The organism is Dorea sp. AF36-15AT, assembly GCF_003477705.1.
Classification (GTDB): domain Bacteria; phylum Bacillota; class Clostridia; order Lachnospirales; family Lachnospiraceae; genus Claveliimonas; species Claveliimonas ammoniilytica.
The window spans coordinates 97,013-116,976 of sequence record NZ_QUDV01000005.1 but is presented as its reverse complement, the minus strand read 5'-3'; the positions used below and the strand labels follow the sequence as shown (position 1 = coordinate 116,976).

The 19,964-nt window shown below is 45.1% G+C and carries 18 protein-coding genes; 2 read left to right on the top strand and 16 right to left on the bottom strand.

Going from position 1 to position 19,964, the window contains the following annotated elements; genetic code table 11:
- Window positions 1–5 precede the first annotated feature (5 nt).
- From DWZ93_RS09135 to DWZ93_RS09100, 8 genes are all read right to left on the bottom strand, one after another.
- Window positions 6–2,162 (bottom strand): PTS transporter subunit IIABC, encoded by a 2,157-nt coding sequence (locus tag DWZ93_RS09135; protein ID WP_118452686.1) that lies wholly within the window; start codon window positions 2,160–2,162, stop codon window positions 6–8.
- A 275-nt stretch (window positions 2,163–2,437) separates the two neighbouring features.
- Window positions 2,438–2,686: a heavy-metal-associated domain-containing protein gene (locus DWZ93_RS09130; protein WP_118382293.1), complete on the bottom strand. Its 249-nt coding sequence runs from the start codon at window positions 2,684–2,686 to the stop codon at window positions 2,438–2,440.
- A 33-nt stretch (window positions 2,687–2,719) separates the two neighbouring features.
- Entirely contained in the window at window positions 2,720–5,284 is a 2,565-nt protein-coding gene (locus DWZ93_RS09125) for a heavy metal translocating P-type ATPase (RefSeq protein ID WP_118452685.1), read from the bottom strand.
- A gap of 28 nt (window positions 5,285–5,312) precedes the next feature.
- Entirely contained in the window at window positions 5,313–5,615 is a 303-nt protein-coding gene (locus DWZ93_RS09120; protein WP_118382291.1) for a metal-sensing transcriptional repressor, read from the bottom strand.
- A 160-nt stretch (window positions 5,616–5,775) separates the two neighbouring features.
- Window positions 5,776–6,459, bottom strand: a complete 684-nt coding sequence (locus DWZ93_RS09115) for a fructose-6-phosphate aldolase (RefSeq protein WP_118452684.1) — start codon at window positions 6,457–6,459, stop codon at window positions 5,776–5,778.
- Window positions 6,460–6,519: 60 nt separating this feature from the next.
- Entirely contained in the window at window positions 6,520–7,377 is an 858-nt protein-coding gene (locus tag DWZ93_RS09110; protein ID WP_118452683.1) for a YitT family protein, read from the bottom strand.
- A 96-nt stretch (window positions 7,378–7,473) separates the two neighbouring features.
- Complete coding sequence (locus tag DWZ93_RS09105; RefSeq protein WP_118452682.1) at window positions 7,474–8,436, bottom strand: LysR family transcriptional regulator; 963 nt, start codon at window positions 8,434–8,436, stop codon at window positions 7,474–7,476.
- Window positions 8,433–9,830, bottom strand: coding sequence for an alanine/glycine:cation symporter family protein (locus DWZ93_RS09100; RefSeq protein ID WP_118382288.1), 1,398 nt, complete (start codon window positions 9,828–9,830; stop codon window positions 8,433–8,435). Before DWZ93_RS09100 ends, DWZ93_RS09105 begins: the two co-directional genes overlap by 4 nt.
- A gap of 155 nt (window positions 9,831–9,985) precedes the next feature.
- On the opposite strand from DWZ93_RS09100, the gene trpS reads away from it, so the two are divergent.
- On the top strand, window positions 9,986–11,047 hold the full coding sequence (gene trpS / locus DWZ93_RS09095) for a tryptophan--tRNA ligase (protein ID WP_118452681.1): 1,062 nt from the start codon (window positions 9,986–9,988) through the stop codon (window positions 11,045–11,047).
- Window positions 11,048–11,111: 64 nt separating this feature from the next.
- Here trpS and DWZ93_RS09090 read toward each other — a convergent pair whose 3' ends face one another.
- The 8 genes from DWZ93_RS09090 to DWZ93_RS09055 form a co-directional block, all read right to left on the bottom strand.
- Window positions 11,112–11,729 (bottom strand): flavodoxin family protein, encoded by a 618-nt coding sequence (locus DWZ93_RS09090; RefSeq protein ID WP_118452680.1) that lies wholly within the window; start codon window positions 11,727–11,729, stop codon window positions 11,112–11,114.
- Window positions 11,730–11,761: 32 nt separating this feature from the next.
- On the bottom strand, window positions 11,762–12,751 hold the full coding sequence (locus DWZ93_RS09085; RefSeq protein ID WP_118452679.1) for a guanosine polyphosphate pyrophosphohydrolase: 990 nt from the start codon (window positions 12,749–12,751) through the stop codon (window positions 11,762–11,764).
- A gap of 21 nt (window positions 12,752–12,772) precedes the next feature.
- Window positions 12,773–14,092, bottom strand: coding sequence for a putative ABC transporter permease (locus tag DWZ93_RS09080; protein WP_118452678.1), 1,320 nt, complete (start codon window positions 14,090–14,092; stop codon window positions 12,773–12,775).
- Window positions 14,093–14,710, bottom strand: coding sequence for a signal peptidase I (locus tag DWZ93_RS09075; RefSeq protein WP_118452677.1), 618 nt, complete (start codon window positions 14,708–14,710; stop codon window positions 14,093–14,095).
- Complete coding sequence (locus tag DWZ93_RS09070) at window positions 14,707–15,027, bottom strand: hypothetical protein (protein WP_118452676.1); 321 nt, start codon at window positions 15,025–15,027, stop codon at window positions 14,707–14,709. The genes DWZ93_RS09075 and DWZ93_RS09070 overlap by 4 nt, the downstream gene beginning before the upstream one ends.
- Window positions 15,028–15,302: 275 nt before the next feature.
- Entirely contained in the window at window positions 15,303–17,336 is a 2,034-nt protein-coding gene (locus tag DWZ93_RS09065; protein ID WP_118452675.1) for a diguanylate cyclase, read from the bottom strand.
- Between the two features lie 3 nt (window positions 17,337–17,339).
- Window positions 17,340–17,702 (bottom strand): Hpt domain-containing protein, encoded by a 363-nt coding sequence (locus DWZ93_RS09060; protein WP_118452674.1) that lies wholly within the window; start codon window positions 17,700–17,702, stop codon window positions 17,340–17,342.
- Window positions 17,703–17,852: 150 nt separating this feature from the next.
- Complete coding sequence (locus tag DWZ93_RS09055; protein WP_243061244.1) at window positions 17,853–18,794, bottom strand: DMT family transporter; 942 nt, start codon at window positions 18,792–18,794, stop codon at window positions 17,853–17,855.
- Between the two features lie 194 nt (window positions 18,795–18,988).
- Here DWZ93_RS09055 and DWZ93_RS09050 point away from each other — a divergent pair, with 194 nt between their 5' ends.
- Entirely contained in the window at window positions 18,989–19,963 is a 975-nt protein-coding gene (locus DWZ93_RS09050) for a calcium/sodium antiporter (protein ID WP_118382280.1), read from the top strand.
- Window position 19,964: the final 1 nt, after the last annotated feature.

Below are 19,964 nucleotides of genomic sequence, written 5' to 3'. Positions count from 1 at the left end.
CCTGCCTACTCGTAAATATTTACTGCAAACAGCGGTTCTCCCTTTTCAATCTCTCCTTCTTTCAACAGAGAAATCTTCTGATTGTCCGTCAATTCCGTACACAATATCGGTGACATCACTGACGGTGCATGTTCCTTCAGATAATCCAGATCCAGGCGCATGATCGGGTCTCCTTTTTTCAGCTTCGCACCCTGCTCTGTTAATATCTCAAATCCTTTTCCTTCTAGTTTTACCGTATCAATACCCACGTGGATCAATACGCTAATACCGTTATCCATAGCATATCCTACTGCGTGCTTTGTGTCAAATATAAAAAGTACTTCTCCATCTTCCGGGGCACACACAACCGGGTCTGTCGGAAGAACTGCTGCGCCGTCTCCCATCATGCGTTCTGCAAATGCTTCGTCCGGCACTTCTGACAGATCTGCTGCCACACCTTTGATCGGGCTTCCTATTGTAATACTCTTTACAAGCTTTTTCTCATTTGTCTTCTCTTCTACAGCCTTTGTCTCTTCCTGAGTTACTTCATGAGTTGCCACATCGTCCTCATCATCATTATTACCACATCTCTCCAGATAATCTTCCAGATCAGACTTGATCAGTGTAACTTTCGGTCCGTAAATAACCTGAACACCTTCGCCCTTACGTACCACGCCGGATGCACCGCTGGCTTTCAGTGTCTCTTCATTTACCAGAGACGGATCATAAACTGTGCAGCGAAGTCTCGTGATACAGCAATCTACATCAGAGATATTCTTCTTACCGCCAAGTCCTTTACAGATCATACGTGAGATAGTATCATCTTTTTCGCCTTTTTCAGAAGCACCTGCTCCACCATTCTTGCGGGCTTCTACATCACTTCTGCGATACAGTTTCACTTCTTCATCATCATTTCTTCCCGGTGTCTTCAGATCCATCTTGCGAATCATAAATCCAAACAGGAAATAATATACTACAAAATAAACCACACCTACGATTACGATCCAGATCCAGTTGGTCTTCGCATTACCCTGTAAAATACCAAACAGGAACATATCGATCAGTCCGCCGGAGAATGTCATACCGACACCAACTTTAAAGATATGCATCAACATATAAGCAGCTCCGGCCAGTACACAGTGTACACCATACAGAGCCGGTGCCACAAAGAGGAATGTAAATTCCAGAGGTTCTGTGATACCTGTCAGCATAGATGTAAGTGCTGCAGATAATAACAGACCACCAACTGCCTTTTTGTTTTCCGGTTTTGCTGCTTTATACATTGCAAGTGCTGCTCCCGGAAGGCCAAAGATCATCAGCGGGAATTTACCGGACATGAATCTTGTCGCTGATACTGCAAATTTTGTTGTAGATGGATCTGCTAACTGAGCAAAGAAAATGTTCTGTGCTCCTTCAATAACCTTACCGCCGACTTCCATAGTTCCGCCAAGTCCTGTCTGCCAGAATGGAAGGTAGAATACGTGATGAAGTCCAAACGGAATCAGCAGACGCTCCATGAATCCATATACCCAGGTTCCCGCATAACCGGAATTAAGTACCAGATTACCAACTGCATAGATACCGCTCTGAATTACCGGCCATACAAAGAACATCACGATACCGACACCTGTATACACCAATGCAGAGATAATCGGCACGAATCTTGTACCGCCAAAGAATGACAGTACCTGTGGAAGCTGGATCTTGTAATATTTGTTATGGAGAGCTGCTACTCCAAGTCCTACCAGGATACCACCGAACACACCCATCTGCAGGGATGTTATACCGCACACATCAGTCGTTGCACCACTGAGCATCTTATCGGCACCACCATTCAGGCTGATCATTGCGCTGATAGACGCATGCATAATGAAGAATGAGATTGCTGCTGCCAATGCTGCAACTTCTTTCTCTTTCTTCGCCATACCAATTGCCACGCCCATTGCAAATATGATCGGTAAATTTGCGAATACAATATTACCTGCTTCTGACATTACCTCAAAAATCGCATGGAAGACTGTTCCAGGTCCCATCAATCCAACCAGATGATAGGTCTCCAGCATGGTTTCATTCGTAAAGGAACCGCCGAATCCTAACAGAAGTCCTGCCACCGGAAGGATAGCAATCGGGAGCATAAAACTGCGCCCTACTCGTTGCAACACGCCAAAAATTTTGTCTTTCATTTCTTTCTTCTCCTCACTTTCAGATGACTGAAATCTGTGAAGGCTGCCTGACTTCCTGCATCCTGCGGATAAGTCATCTTGCTTCTTACATGCAAGCATGACGAAGCAATTCGATTTATCCACAAGGGTTCTGCATAATCACTTTTTGGTACAAAAAAAGGCACTAACCCTACACAAATTCCATTAAAATTTATGTATAGTTAATGCCTCGTTTTCACAAGTTACATACTATCTATTTGTTAAATTACCATACATAGTCTGACTTGTCAACACATTTATCTGTGAAACAGACCTTTTTTTACATACGCTTCACTTGATACGGATACCAGTTCATATCCGGTTGGCTCGATAACTTTGCGGATTTGATCTTCCGGAAGTTCCTCTTCGCTGATGATCACGGTCTCATTCTTTGAGTGAGAAGAATTCACTTTTTTCACTTTAAATGCATTGCGGATTGCTTCATTTACGTGAGATTCGCACATACCGCATGCCATACCGTTGATCTGTAATGTTGTTTTTACCATGATGTATTCCTCCTTACCGATAGCATCCAGATACTACTGGATCGAGGTTACTTTGTAATCCTGATCTTCTACTGTTTTCTTCAATACTTCATCCTGCACATCACTGTTCAGTGTTACCACTGCTGTGCCTGCTTCGTGGCTGACTTCTGCGCTGTCTACTTCTGCCAGTGCTTCCAATACCTTCTTCACTCTTGCCTCACAGTGTCCACACATCATACCTTCGATTTTCATTGTCTTTGTCATAGTAGTTCCTTCCTTTCCTGATTCCATTTCTGATTCTTCTTGAGAATCGGTATTCATTATTGTATCTTTAATTATTGCAGACTTGATCTTTTTATCCCTTGACGCATCATGCAGCCTGCAGAAGTTCAGCCGCAGTGCATTGGATACGACGCAGAAGCTTGACAGGCTCATTGCCGCCGCTCCAAACATCGGATTTAACGTCAGTCCAAAGTGTACCCATGCCCCCGCTGCCAACGGTATGCCGATAATATTATAAATAAATGCCCAGAACAGGTTCTCATGAATATTGCGGAGCGTTGCACGGCTCAGACGGATTGCTGCCGCTACATCACGCAGCGAACTCTTCATCAATACGACGTCTGCAGCATCGATTGCTACATCCGCTCCGGCACCGATTGCGATACCCATATCTGCTCTGGTAAGTGCCGGCGCATCATTGATACCGTCTCCAACCATAGCGGTCTTCCCCTGCTCCTTCAGCTTACGGATCACGCTTTCCTTACCATCCGGAAGAACCCCTGCGATCACTTCATCCACACCTGCCTCCGCACCAATGGCACGGGCAGTACGCTCATTGTCTCCGGTCAGCATGACTACATGGATTCCCATGTTCTTCAGCTGACGGATTGCTTCACGGCTGTCTTTCTTAATGGTATCCGCTACAGCAATCACACCGATCAGTTTATCATCTAATGTAAATAATAACGGTGTCTTACCTTCCTGCGCCAGACGATTGCAGATCTCCTGCATTGCCTCTGAAAGACCGCTCTTCTCTTTGATAAAAGTCATGCTTCCGCCGACGATCCTCTGACCGTCAAGTACAGCTGACAGACCATTTCCCGGAAGTGCGGTAAAGTCCTGCACCTCCAATTTATCTACTGACCGCTCCTGACCGCGCTTGATCACTGCTTTTGCCAGTGGATGCTCACTCTTCTGCTCCAGTGCATACGCTACTGTCAGTAGTTCGGTCTCGGAGATACCCTCCACCGGTATCAGATCCGTCACTACCGGCTCACCTTCCGTAATCGTCCCGGTCTTATCCAGTGCAACAATCTGCATCTTACCTGTCTCTTCCAACGATACCGCTGTCTTAAAGAGAATACCGTTCTTTGCTCCCAGTCCATTGCCAACCATGATGGCCACCGGTGTAGCCAGTCCAAGCGCACATGGACAACTGATTACCAGTACAGAAATACCTCTGGCCAGCGCATATGCAAATTCTCTTCCAAGTAATAGCCACACGACTGTTGTAATACATGCAACGGTAATAACTACCGGCACAAACACACCCGATACTTTATCCGCGATCTTGGCAATCGGTGCCTTGGTCGCAGCCGCATCACTGACCATACGGATGATCTGTGACAATGTGGTATCCTCACCGACACGGGATGCCTCACAGCGGATATAACCAGACTGGTTCATCGTTGCTGCTGATACCAGATCACCTTCTGCCTTATCCACCGGAATACTTTCTCCGGTCAACGCTGCCTCATTAACTGCACTTGCGCCTTCTAGCACAATACCATCTACGGGTATATTTTCACCCGGACGAACCACGAAAATATCTCCTTTTTTCACCTGTTCGACCGGTACGGTTACTTCCTCACCATTCTGCACCAGTACTGCTGTCTTTGGTGCCAGCTTCATCAGACTCTTCAACGCATCTGTCGTCTTGCCCTTAGATCTTGCTTCCAGCATCTTACCCACTGTGATCAGTGTCAGGATCATAGCTGCTGATTCAAAATAGAACTCATCCATATACTTCATCACGCCCGCCATGTCTCCATGCACTTCTGCATCCGTCATCAGGAATAACGCAAACACGCTCCACACATAAGACGCCATTGATCCGAGTGCTACCAGTGTGTCCATGTTCGGCGATCTGTGCCACAGGCTTTTAAATCCATTAACAAAAAACTTCTGGTTAATAACCATAATGATTCCTGCAAGAATCATCTGCACAAGCCCCATCGCAACATGATTCCCTTCAAACCAGGACGGCAGCGGCCAGCCCCACATCATATGTCCCATAGAGAAATACATCAGCACTGCGAGGAATCCGATCGATATGATCAGACGCCGTTTCAGCACCGGTGTCTCTCTGTCTTTTAATGCGTCTTCGTCCGCAGAAGCACTTCTGCTCTCAGCTTCTGCACCTTTCAGAGAAGCCCCGTAACCGGCTTCCGTTACCGCGGCAACAATACTGTCCGCGGATGCCGTGCCTTCTACTCCCATGGAATTAGTCAACAGACTCACGGAGCAGGATGTAACTCCCGGCACCTTCGAAACAGCCTTTTCCACACGCGTACTGCACGCCGCACAGCTCATACCCGTCACTGTATACTGTTCCATTTCTATCCTCCTGTCTTCTTTGTGCTACCTATTTCATCAGTTTTTGAATCGTGGCGATCAGTTCATCCACTACTTCATCCTTGCCATCCCGGATATCCCGTACCACACAACTGTGAATATGTGCAGCCAGAAGTTCCCTGTTGAATCCGTTCATCGCAGCGCTCACCGCCGATGACTGGATCAGGATGTCATTGCAATATGCATCATTCTCTATCATTGTCTGAAGTCCTCGTACCTGTCCTTCGATCCTCTTTAATCTGTTCAGAAGCTTTTTCTTCTGTTCCTCTGATCTGCTGGTGGTCTTGGCACGACAACATTTCTTTTCTTCCATATCAGTATTCTCCCTCGTTTATCAGCTGATTATAAGTTGTCCAACATCATTTCATGAAAGCATTACATTTTCTCCAATCAAATATACCCCCCGTGGGTATATACACATGATATACCTACAGGGGGTATCTGTCAATACATTTATTGACGATTTATTCTCTTTACTGATCGCAGTCTTTCATGGTCTTACCCTCGCCGGTCAGACCTTCAAAGTCTTTTACAAATGCATCAACCGCTGCTGTGATTGCTACGTTATTGACAAATCCATCAATCACAGACGGTGCAACGGTTGCCGCTTCTATACCATATTCACACAGTTCCAACACCTGCTGTGAATTCTTAAAGCTTGCCGCCAGTATGCCACAGTCCAGTCCATGAATCTCAAAAATATCCTGAATCTCCTTTGCCACACCAACACCGTTATATCCCATATTATCGATACGATTCACATAAGGTGCTGTGTAAGATGCTCCGCTTTTTGCTGCAAGATATGCCTGCATCGCTGTGTAAATCGCAGTTCCTGTAGTACGGATGCCCTCTTTCTTAAGTGCCTTCATCGCTTTGAAGCCTTCTGGAATACAAGGAATCTTCACATATGTGTTTTGTCCCAATTCCTTTACAATACGATGTGCATCTTCGATCATGCCTTCTGCATCTTTCGCAATCACCTGCACGTGAAGATCAGCTTCCTCGCCGATAAACTCTCGGATCTCTTTTAATACGTCATATGGCTGTCTGCCTGACTTCGCCAGAATCGATGGATTCGTTGTCACTCCATCAATCGGGTACAGATCATATAATCTGCGAATCTCATCAATATTTGCATCATCAATCAGTAATTTCATTTCACTCTTCCTCACTCTACCTTGTCAGTATCAACATGCTGCACAGTCAGTATAGCACAATTACGCAGTCAATCGAAACCCTTTTCCAAAAGTTTCACTGCTCTTAGTGATCATGATGAATGCAGAATCATCTGTCTGACGGATAAATCTCTGCAGGATCACTGCCTGACGGCGATCCAGCGCACATAAGATAACCTTTTTATTTTCATGAGAATAGCCGCCCTCTGCATTGTAAAGAGTGGTACTTCTGTTTAATACATTCTGAATAAAATCGCAGATTGGTTCCGGATCGGAACTGATGATCGTAAAATACTTGCACAGACGCATCTGATCCATCGTACGATCTACGAAGATTGATTTTGCCAGCAATCCACATACAGAGAATAAACCTGTACGTACATCAAATGCGATAAATGAAAGTGCTACGATTGCAACATCAGAGATCAGCAGCGCGGTTCCGATATCAATTGTCGTATATTTCTTCAGTATCATCGCAACAATATCCGTACCACCACCGGATGCATCTACGTAAAACAGCATTGCCGCTGCAACTGCCGGAAGAGCAATCGCATAGGCAAGCTCCAGCATCGGCTGATTGGTAAGCGGTGCGCTGATCGGCATCATCTTCTCCATCAGGCTCAGCACTACGGAGGACAATACAGTAGCATAAGCCGTCTTCAGTCCAAAGCTTTTGCCGAGCACCGCAAACCCAATTACCAGCAGTGCCAGATTAATCACCAGGTTAATCTGAGCTGCTGAGATTCCAAGAATCTCATTTAACACTACCGCAAGACCGGAAACTCCTCCAAACGAGAAATGATTTGGGAATTTAAATGCATAAATCCCCAAATCCATAATGATCACTGCCAGTGTTATTACTATATAATCTTTAAAAAGTTTGATTGCTTTATTACTCATAACCGTTCCACCTCTCTGGAATCCATACTTTCTCTTCCTATATACTAGAGTAATACACATTCTTTCTATTGTGAAACAGTTTTATCCTAGTCCACGCTACAACATTTTTATTGTAGATGGATCATATTGCTTTCTGACCTCTTTTTTCATAATTTGAATCAGTTCATGCATTGCCTTCGTCACGTATTTTCCCTTGCGGTATACTACGGATACTTCCATATGTGTCCATGGATATTTCAGCCTAAAAAGCTGCAGTTCTCCGAGACTGTTATCCATAAGCAGCGTATGAAGAAGTGACGTCGGATAAAATGCAACACCGATGCCCGCCGCACACATTTCACCTACCGTCTCAATATTCTCCGTCTCTACCACTGTATGCGGTTTCATATTTTCCTCTTTGAAGATCTCATCTGCAACATCTCTGGAAATGTTGCCTTCTTTATTTAACAAAAAGGACATATCTTTCAGACAGCTGATCTTACCTGTCTGGATCAGGGTATTCCGAATGTAATCTGCTTTCTCCTTTGCCAGCTTCTTGAACAGATCCTCGGAGATAGCAAGCACCACATCCTCTTCCGCCAGTTCCGTGAATACCATATCTTTAGCATCTTCTGTGCATGGTCCTACCGCCATATCAATCGTCTCATCCCGCAGTGCCTCCCACAGTTCCCTGGTATTGCCCTCCAGAATATGCACCTCAATTAACGGATACTGCTCCATGAACTCCGGTAATACTTTCGGCAGGATCAGCCGGCCTCTGGTGTGCGAAATACCGATGGTCAGCTCGCCACGCTTTTCTTCCTTAACTTCGCTGATCTCCTGCAACATTGCCTGATAGCTGTCCTCCATCTGAACCGCATATTTATAGAAGATCTCTCCCGCTGCTGTAAGCTTCATCGGAGTCTTCCGGTCAATCAGAGAGATCCCTACATCCTTCTCCAGCGAAGCAATATGATTACTCAATGCCTGCTGGCTGATAAATAACTTCTCTGCCGCCCTGGTAAAATTCAATTCTCTTGCCGCTGTAATAAAATACACCAGATTCAAATGATTGATCATAAGGATAGTTCTCCTTTTTTCTTCTTCGTCTCATAGTCTTTCAACGATGCGATCGCTTCCTTCGATAATGGGAATAACGCTATCATATTAAATATTGTCATAAGACCGATTCCCACATCGCCAAGATCCCATACAAAGGTATAGGCTGCCTGACATCCGACGAACAGCATCACCAGTGCCAAAATCTTATACAATGTCTGGGACAGCCAATTATCGCCAAACAGATACGCCACATTACTGCGCGCATAAAACAGAATTCCAATAAAGGTTGAAAAGCTGAACAGCAACAGCATCACGGCAATAAATACAACCCCGGCCTGTCCCATATGATATTCCATAGCAGACTGCAGCAGATCCATACCTGCCAGTCCGCTTACGGTCTCTTCCGGTGCCAGAAGCATCAGCATGGCTGAGCAGCTGCAGATCACCAATGTATCAATAAACACGCCCAATGCCTGCAACAATCCTTCCTTTGTCGGATGATCGATATCTGCCGCTGCCGCCGCGCAAGGTGCCGAACCGGATCCTGCTTCATTTGAAAACAGTCCACGTTTAACTCCATTCATGATCACAGCACCAAAGCCGCCCGCTGCTACCTGACGAATACCAAATGCCTCTGCAAAGATCCGTTCAAAGATTGCCGGAAGCTGTCCCACATTTTTCAAAATGATAAATACCGTTACAAAGAAATAGCATCCAGCCATAATCGGAACTACCACATCCAGTACTTTTACCGTCGCATTCTTCCGAAGTACGATCACCGCTGACACTATAGTCAATGCAACGGCTGTCCAAAGTGTCGGAATATGAAATGCATTTTTCAATGAAGTGGATACCGAATTACCGATCACCTGACTGATCCCACACCAGCAGATCAATCCGGAAATAGCAAACAGTACGGCCAGTACAGATCGTTTCAGCTTCTTTCCCCGTACACGTTCTGCAAGAGAATGCAGAAAATATGCCGGGCCTCCCCTATAACCGCCATAAAGCGGATCTTTTTCTTTGTATATCTGTGCCAACGTTGCCTCAATAAATGCGGTAGCCGAACCTACAATTGCAGTTACCCACATCCAGAATACGGCACCGGCACCTCCTGCTGACACAGCCGCTACAACACCTACCAGATTTCCCATGCCGACTCTGGTGGCTGTTGATACGATCAATGCCTGCAGTCCGGAGAGTCCATCCGATTTCTTCTCCGTGGATACGGTAATCTTAATCATATCCGGGAAAAGACGGATCGGCAGAAACCTTGTCCTTATCATAAAGAAGATTCCAGCTGGAACAAGAATCAGTACCAGCAGAGACAGCGCCACTGAATTTCCTCCGGGAAGCGGGATCTTCACCAGGTCTCCCCATAGGAAATTATATATCCAATACACTATTTTCATTATACAAACCTCTCTCTTTCACATATATATATCAATACTTTACACTATTAAAGCGATAATATCAACACCAATTATTGACAACCCCAGTACAGCACAGATATAATAAGATTTAGGCATTTTAATTGTACTTTTTTTCTGAAAGGAATTTAATAATTATGAAACAGGTTATCTTAACAGGAGACCGTCCGACCGGGCGTCTCCATGTAGGACACTATGTAGGTTCACTGAAAGAACGTGTCAAGCTTCAGAACTCAGGAAAGTTCGATGAGATTTACATCATGATCGCCGACGCACAGGCTCTGACAGACAACGCTGAGCATCCGGAGAAAGTTCGCCAGAATATTCTTCAGGTTGCACTGGATTATCTGGCATGCGGTATTGATCCTGAGAAGGCTACTATTTTCATCCAGTCCATGGTTCCGGAGCTTACAGAGCTTAGTTTTTATTATATGAACCTGGTGACTGTATCCCGTGTACAGCGTAACCCTACGGTAAAGGCTGAGATCCAGCAGCGTAACTTTGAAGCCAGCATTCCGGTTGGTTTCTTCTGCTATCCGATCAGTCAGGCAGCCGATATTACTGCATTCCGTGCAACTGCTGTTCCGGTTGGTGAAGACCAGATGCCAATGATCGAGCAGTGTAAGGAAATCGTTCACAAATTCAACAGCGTATACGGCGAAACTCTGACAGATCCTAAGATCGTACTTCCGGACAATCAGGCATGTCTCCGTCTGCCAGGTATCGATGGCAAAGCCAAGATGAGCAAATCTCTCGGCAACTGCATCTATCTGTCTGACGAAGCGGATGACATCCGTAAGAAGGTCATGTCCATGTTCACAGATCCGAACCACCTTCGTGTCGAAGATCCGGGACAGGTAGAAGGCAATCCGGTATTTATCTATCTGGATGCATTCAGCCGCCCAGAGCATTTTGCAGAGTTTCTGCCAGAGTATCAGAATCTGGACGAGCTTAAGGCTCACTACTCCAGAGGTGGACTTGGTGATGTTAAAGTCAAGAAGTTCCTGAATAACGTTCTTCAGGCTGAGCTTGCTCCGATCCGTGAGCGCCGTAAGATGTGGGAGTCACGCATTGAAGATGTATATGATCTTCTGAGAGTCGGCAGTGAAAAAGCCCGCGAAACTGCAGCTTCTACACTTCATGATGTACGTCACGCTATGAAGATCGACTACTTTGAGGACAGTAACTTACTGAAATAAATTCAAAAGTACTTATAAAAGCCATCGGCATTCAATAGAATCTGCCGATGGCTTTCGTAATCTCTTACCGTATAAAATTGGTCGGTGTCTTCGGCTCTGTCTCCGGCAGTCCGAACTTCTCTTTTCCAAGCTGGATACTCTTCATCAAGAATGTCATATTCCGTGCAAGTACGCGCATGGTCTGCATTCCTTCCAGATCCCTGCTTGCCTCTCCCGGTGCTGCACCATGTACACTGTTCCAGTACTGGCTGGACGCAACCGGCATACCTGAGATGGTAAAATACTTATTCAGCTCATCGAATGTTGCTGATAATCCACCTCGTCTTGCTACTACTACGCCGGCCCCCACCTTCATGGTTTTGGCAAACCCGGTGCTGTGGAACAAACGGTCAAGAACCGCAACCAGAGATGCATTGGCAGATGCATAATACACCGGACTTCCTACAACCAGTCCGTCTGCCTCCTCAAACTTCGGTGCAATCTCATTTACCAGATCGTCATATACACATTTACCAAGCTTACGACAGGCTCCACAGGCAACGCATCCGCGAATGGCATCATTACCAATATTCACGATCTCTGCCGCAACTCCCTCCTGCTCGAATACTTTCTTCATTTCCTGCAGCGCTGTGGCTGTATTGCCCTCTTTGTGCGGGCTTCCGTTGATCATTAATACTTTCATCTATATTGCCTCCTTTATGTAATATCTATCCTCTATTCTTCTGAATCCGTCTGAAATCTGGACAAATGCTCATACGGCAGAATCAAACGTCCCCGATACAGTCCGCATCCGTCATTTACATGGCTGTTATCCGTGGCTGCAAACATATTCACATCGAGATCTTTCATTTGAAGATTCAGAAGTTTCATGCCACGTTCGTAAGCATCATCAAAATACCTGCATTCACCTTCCGGGATCGCCTCTCTTCTGGATCGGTCTTTCTCCTGAGCCTTTTCATAGAGTCTGTGATTCGCCGAACCGATCTCCGCCACATCGTCCATTTCCTTCGTCCGGAGCTGCACCTCCACATAACTTCTGGAACTGTTATCATAGAATGTAATATGCAGCGACTGGTACTCATTGACCCCATTATGAGAAATATAATCCCGATAGTAAGGATGGACCTCCTCTTTTAAAAACGGTGAAGTACTCTCCATGATTCCCCCTGTAGGCTCCGCAGTAAATCCACGTTCTTCCAGAAACTCCGGCAGAATATTGGCAATCTGATATAGATACTCTAATTCCCGTTTTTTCCTGTCTTCCTCTGAATCCGTATAACATTTCGGTAACGAAATGACAATACGATAAGCAATAAAATCCCGGAAACAACTCAGTCTGTCTTTCAGCTGAGCCACAGATGGATAACTGCCGTATTTTTCATAATAATCATAGATATATTCCACAATATACCCATTAAACTTCTCTTCTGCCCGGATCAGAGATTTGATCCGCCCCCGGAAAGTAAATGCAAGAAATGGATATTCCTTCGCCATATATCGATAAAATTCCCGTATTTTCTGAGACTGCGCAGTCAGGAAATCATTATGCTCCAGCATTTCCTGGATATGAATCAGAAAATTACTGTGAACCAGATCAATCTCATTATGATTAACTTTGGCATCTTTTCTCAGATCCCTGATGTAATTATTCAATATCCGAAAAATGGTACTTCCGGAATAGAGATAATCATTCAATGTTACCATCTTATCACCTTCCGTCTTCTGTTACTCCACTTTCAGTGCATTCGGGTAAATGCGCTGAAGTCTGGCATCATCAAATCGCTCATCCATCGTCTGCTGCCAGCTGTATGTGGCTTTCACATCATGTGCTCTCTGATCACTTCGTACTAACGCCATGATCGAAACTATCATATTACAACACATAAATACAATCAATATCCAGGTCAGAATTTTACCGATTTTCATCGGTATTTTCTCAATCCAACCGGAAATAACCGGATATAAAAGTTTCAGCCACACGACTGCCGCAATGCCCCAGAAAAAGCAATACAGCAGATTGATCCTGCCGCCCAGATTGAACGGAATATCGCTGTAATCCCAGAACACCTTACCAAATACGATCTCTGAGAACACGCTACACAGATACTCATATGCTCCTCCCAAAAAAGTGCCTGCCATAAATATGTATCGATCTGATCTGTCACGATACCGGTAAAGCAGCATCGTTGCGCCCGCAATACCAAGTCCCCAGACTACACTGAACGGTCCCCAGACCACACTGCTCCTGCTCATCCAGACACCTCCGGTGATCCTGCAAAATATCGTCTCTACGATGTCTCCTAAAAATGCACCGATCAGAAACAGCCAGACAATCTTATAAAATCCGCAGCCATAAGCAAATACAGTCGAAGACATCTCATCTCGCTCTGCCTTTTCAGCCAGAATCTCCGCACGTTTACCTTCTTTCTCCGGATAAGCTCTGCGGATACGGCGGTCGATCCATCCATAGATCTTCCTCTCCAGATTAGAGCTGATACCAGTAAGCCACGAGTCAACTGCTTCCCACTGTTCCATCCTGCGGCTTCGTCCTGACAGAATAATCAGCGTCGCTGCCATATCAAGTACCAGCACACCCACCAGCACCCACAGCACTATCCTACCGACTGTATATGGCAACAGATGGTAGATGTCTTCCAGCAGCGGATTCCCCCAACGCATCATAACCGCACCAAGTGCTCCCCACAATACAGATGCAGACAGACAGATATATCCATCCAGATTCCATTTACGATTTGAATAATCCCACCATCTCTCATGGTACATTCGCTCAATCATATGACCTGCCACCCATTCAATCACGGTAGCCAGAATCATACACTCAGCAAACAGCCAGAAACCCTGCAGTTCCTGGCAGAAAACTGTTATCACCGTCAATGCCACACCGTAGATGATACAAAACGGTGCATTGACAATACCTCTGTTTGTAAATTTTCTCCGACTCAGTGCTGCCGAAGCAGTCTCCAGTACCCAGCCAAGGAAGCTGGCACTGAAAAAGAGCCAGAGAAGCTCATATCCTGTGTACATTTATTCTTTTCCTTTATTCTCTTTCTTCTCACGAATCTCCCGAATCGCTTCCCGCACTGCCTCTTCTTCCTCTTCCTTGGCAATCTTACCAGCCAGCGATACCGTGCTTACTACATTACAGATCAATATTAATGCCAGCGGCACCAGAATCATCGGGATAAACATCAACGGATTCGCAGCCAGTCTCGACAGCTTGCCGATCAATGTTGAAGAACCGACCACCTTTCCGACCAGATATCTGGAATCCGCCGGATAGGCATCGATGACATTATTGCCATCTCCTTTGGTCTCATAGATATAATGGTCATCCTCCTGCTGAATCGACACTACGCGATGTGTATTAACTGCCCCATCCAGTGCCGGGTCTGATGAATAAAATGAGATCACATCTCCTTCTTTAATCTCAGAGGAATCTGTCTTTTTCACCAGAATCATCGTATCAACACCATACGTTGGCTCCATACTTCCCGTTGTAATGCGAAGCGCCGAATATCCTGCAATATTCGGTGCTTCTCCTGGTTTCGTCAATAATACAATAATTAATACAACAACTGCCAATGCAATGACCAGTACGGAAATAAGATTCATCAGAGCAAAAAATGCTTTCTTTATCTTCATTTCTCATCATCCTCTTTGGTCTGCTTACGGTCACGTCGTTCCTGAAGTGTCTGTACAATATAGCGTGACAGACTGTTTGCTTCAGCCTTGGCAATTGCCTTTTCTTTTTCTTTCTCCGCAGCCAGCATACGCTGTACAGCATCTGCCGTCTCCTGCTTCGCACGTTCAATTTCATGCTCTGCGTCTTTACAGATGGCTGCAATCTGCTGCTCTGCGTCTTTATGTATGACCGCAATCTGCTGCTCTGCATCCTTGCGCACAGCTTCAACTTCCTGTGCAGCTTCTGCCTTCACTGCCTGAATCTCAGCATCCGTCACATCCTTTGCTGCCTGTGAGCGAATATCCCTTATTGCCCTGGCTGTCTGGTCTCTTCTGTCTCTTTTCTTGCAGCAAACCTTTTCATGTTTCTCAATTGAGCATACATATTTTATTATAAAAAATTATTCTTTCATACGCAACTATTTGAAACGGTGTTTTTTGTTTTCATAACAAAAAATAGCAAAAAAACAGACAGTCACTACTGCGACTGTCTGCCATAAATAATACTATCGCCCATTGAATTAACTGATAACTTAATGTGTTTTCCGAGAAACTAGATTATAAATTCTGCCCCCCCCCCGAAATTCACTGACTTTTCATACAATTTTTTAATTCCCTGTCCTTCTTTATCCTTGGAATCGAACATCTCATTGCCTTCTGCGTATACAGTGTTATAGATGTCATCCTGTATATCCTTGAGGCACTCCAGAAGCAACGGATTAAATATGCCACATTCTCCATTAAAGATCATCTTCATCGCTGTCTCATGCGAGAAACTCTTCTTGTATACACGCTTACTTACCAGTGCATCATATACATCCGCAAGTGATACCACCTGTGCCGAAATCGGAATCTCTTCCCCTTTTAGACCATCCGGATAGCCTCTTCCGTCATAACGCTCATGATGCCATCTGCACACCCGATATGCAGTCTTAACCAAAGGCTCATCCTGATACATGGTCAGTTCTTCCAGGATTGAAGCTCCGATCACAGTATGCTGCTTCATGATCTCAAATTCTTCATCTGTCAGCTTGCCACGCTTGTTCAGAATCTTATCATCAATACCGATCTTACCAATATCGTGAAGGGATGATGCCATCACGATTGTCTCGCGATCCTGCCAGGTCAGATCATACTTATCCGTCTTCTGCACAAGTCTGCTCAGGAGCATCTTAGTCAGTACGTTGATATGCTGTACATGTGCTCCGCTTTCTCCGTTACGAAACTCAACGATGTGGCTCAGAATACCGACCATGATCTGACGGTTCTGCTCCTTGTCTTTCATCTGCTCTGACAAAATGGATGTCAGACGCCTCTGCTTTGCATACAGCTTGATCGTATTATACACACGTCTGCGCACAATCATAGCATCATACGGACGTCTGATATAATCGGATACTCCCATCTCATATGCTGTTCTGATAAAGGTATTCGAATCCTCACTGGATATCATGATAACCGGAATATCATCGATAATCCCTTTACTATTCATCTTCTCCAGCACTTCAAATCCATCCATAACAGGCATCACAACATCCAGAAGAACCAGTGAGATCCGCCGGCCGTACCTGGACAGCATATCCAGTGCCTCTTCGCCATTCTCTGCCTCCAGTGTATCAAAATTATCCTTCAGCATCTCACACAGAATGGCTCGGTTCATCTCCGAATCATCTACGACCAGGATACACTGATCAGACTTCTTCTTACCTGCAGACAGCACTGCATGCTCTGGCATCTCTATAATTCCCCATTCCGTCGAAATCGAATTCTTATGTGTCTTTGCCTGATACATATATCTATCTGCTCTTGCCGCGACGTCGCAAATCGCCTCATTCTTCGCCATGACGCCGCCGATGCTAACCGTTATCTGCTGATTATGGCTGTTCGATACTTCTGCAGATGAGATCAGTCTTCGGATCTCTCTGAGCTTTCCATCGAAGTTATCCTGAGAAATGCCAGGCATCACCAACAGAAATTCATCGCCGCCGATACGCACCAACGAATCTGTCTTACGGATCAGATTCAGGATCACAGATACCTCTGTCTTTAAAATCCGATCTCCGATATCATGTCCGTATGTATCATTCGCCAGCTTAAAATCATCCAGATCAAATATTGCAACACCGGCAGACAAGACACGTTTTTTCAAGTGCTCCTCATAATAGCGTCTGTTATATGCTCCGGTCAGCGCATCTGTGTACAAGGCTTTATAAAACACTTCTGCGTCCTGACTCTCCTGACTGTCGATTGCATTCTCCATATTGCTGTCTGAATCATCAAGAGTCTGGATCAGTTCCATAACATACGGCTTACCATCAATCTCCAGATATCTGGCAGTCACTTCATAAAGCTCTGAGCCTATATATTTAAGCTTCGTCTTCTGTCTATGTTCTTCTATTGACATCACAGACACACAGTCTTGGCAGTACTCACCACCGCCAAGGCATGACTCACGCCAACATGCATCATCTGAATTATCCACGCACAGCTCATCTCTGCTCAGTAAACGCACTTTACTATATACTTTTGAAAGGATGTCCATCTCCATCCTTGCCTGTTCCATCGTTCTCTTGATGTCTGTCCTCATTGTCTATCCTCTGTTCTCGTTCTGCCATCTGCGAATTGCATTCTCTGTTCTCTGATATTCTCTGTCAACTGCCGCCTGAGATGCTTCACTTCCTTCGATCACGCGCCCCCGCAGATCCTCTGTAAGCTGCGCACTCACTTCATACAGTGAACTAAAACCCAGATTCAGACAGACACCTTTTAATGTATGTGCGCCGCGGAATGCCGTCTCTGCATCTCCGGCTGCAATACCATCTTTTATCATCTGATAACTTTTATCATCCAAAAAGCGCAGTGTAAAACGTTCTACCAGGCTGTCACTGCCCATACGCCGAAGTACATCTTCATAATCTGCGCCCATTTCTTTGTAACATTCTTTAATATCCATTTCTTCCTCCTGTATTCCCGATAACTCAAGAAGTATGATGATAAAAGTCTAACTACCGAGAATGTGTGTAAATCTCAATTTTTATTATAGTCTATCGCAAAAGCTATCACAAGTACAACTTTCGCAATGTTCAGCCAATGATCAAGCTGATCATTTTTCCGCCTTTTTAGGCAAAGATAATATCACTACAGCACCAATAATACCGACAAATCCAAGCAAATCCATCACCGAAAATGCCACACCCATAAATAATACAGATGCGATCGTTGCCGTCAACGGCTCTACAGATGCAAACAGACTCGCTCTGGATCCGCCGATCAGGCGCACTCCTTCCATGTAGAATCCGAAAGAAAGTACTGTTCCTACAATAATAACCACACCTGTACAGAGAAACGTCTGCCAGTCCCAAGTAATAAGCGGTGTGGTATTCCACGGTCTCACAAACGGAAGCAGGGCGATGCCGCTGACCAGCATACCCCATCCTACGATTGCAAACGTACTGTACTCATCCATCAGATTACCCGGAAGCAGGTTATAGAATACCGTTGCCACTGCTGACATAAGTCCGAGCACCAGGGTTGTCTTAGAAATGCTGAGTTCTGTTAGGTGTCCATGCGTTGCAAGCAGGATAATTCCGCCAAAAGCAAGAATCAGAGCCACGCGCTCTGACAGCTCCGGAAGCTTTCGATTACGGATGGACAGATATATCATGATCATAACCGGTGCCGTATATTGAAGCACTGTTGCGATGCCCGCATTGGAATCGTCCACTGCCATATAATAAGTCATCTGGCAGGCAGCAATACCGATCACGCCATACAGGATCATACGAATCGTATGGCGGGCATTCTTCCACACCCGAAAAGTATCTTTTTTCTGCTTCATATAGACAGTTGTTAACAGTATCAGTCCGGCAATGATCAGCCGGACATTAACCAGCCACTGCGCCGTCATCCCTTTATGTTCAAATGAATACTTGCCAAAGACGCCTGCAAGTCCCCAGAACACGCCGCCCATCAATGTAAGTGCTGTTCCCCGCATGGTCTCACGCCGCCTCATTTTCTCTGACATTTCTATATTAGTATTTTCCACTTTAACCCTCTCACTCTCTTTTGTAATTACACACTGCATTTATTGTAGCAAAAACGTATCTGGAATCCAACCCTCATTTTCGACGCGTTTTCATACTTTCTGTCATTGACAAGCCTTCATCCTTCTACTATAGTTAAATAAATATGCATTTTTTACATCTGCATGGATTATAGAAAAGAAAACGAGGTCATTGTATGAATCTGTTAAAAGAAATTCTTATATTAGTGATCGGCTTTGTACTGCTGATTAAAGGTGCTGATTATTTTGTGGAAGGGAGCTCTTCCGTTGCCAGACGTCTGAAAGTACCGTCTCTCATCATCGGTATGACGATCGTAGCAATGGGTACCAGTCTCCCGGAATGCGCAGTCAGCGTAACTGCTTCCCTGGCAGGCAATAACACTCTGGCTGTCAGCAATGTAGTCGGTTCTAATATATTCAATCTGATGGTTGTCTGCGGAGTCTGTACACTGTTTGCTCCACTGACTATTAAAAAGGATACATTACAGAAAGAATTCCCACTTTCCATCCTCTGTGCCATCCTGCTGATGTTTCTCGGATACTTCGGCATGACACTGGGACACGTAGAAGGTGTGATTCTCCTGATCATCTTTGTCGGATATCTCCTGTGGATGATCCAGGCTGCCAGAACTGCCCGTAAAAAGCATATAAAAGAACGTCTGATGACCGAAGAAGTGGAATTTACTGAAGATGATATTGATATTCTTCCGGTCTGGAAATGTCTGATCTTCATCGTCGGTGGTATGATCGCCATCAAATACGGCGGTGACTTTGTTGTAGATGGTGCATCTGTGATTGCAGCAGGGCTCGGTCTCAGCCAGACACTGATCGGCCTTACTATCGTAGCTACCGGAACTAGCCTTCCGGAACTTGTCACTTCCATTGTTGCAGCGCGCAAGAATGAAGTAGACATGGCACTTGGTAATGTCATCGGTTCCAACATTTTCAACATCTTATTTGTACTCGGCATCGCAGCATCCATCAGTCCGGTTGCGTTTCTGTTGGAGAATATCATCGACATTATTATCCTGGTAATCATGAGTCTGATCGTCATGGCCTTTGCATGGACTTCCCAGACGATCAAACGTAACGAAGGCATCATCATGCTGGTGCTTTATGCTGTTTATCTCGTGTACATCTGTATACGATAAT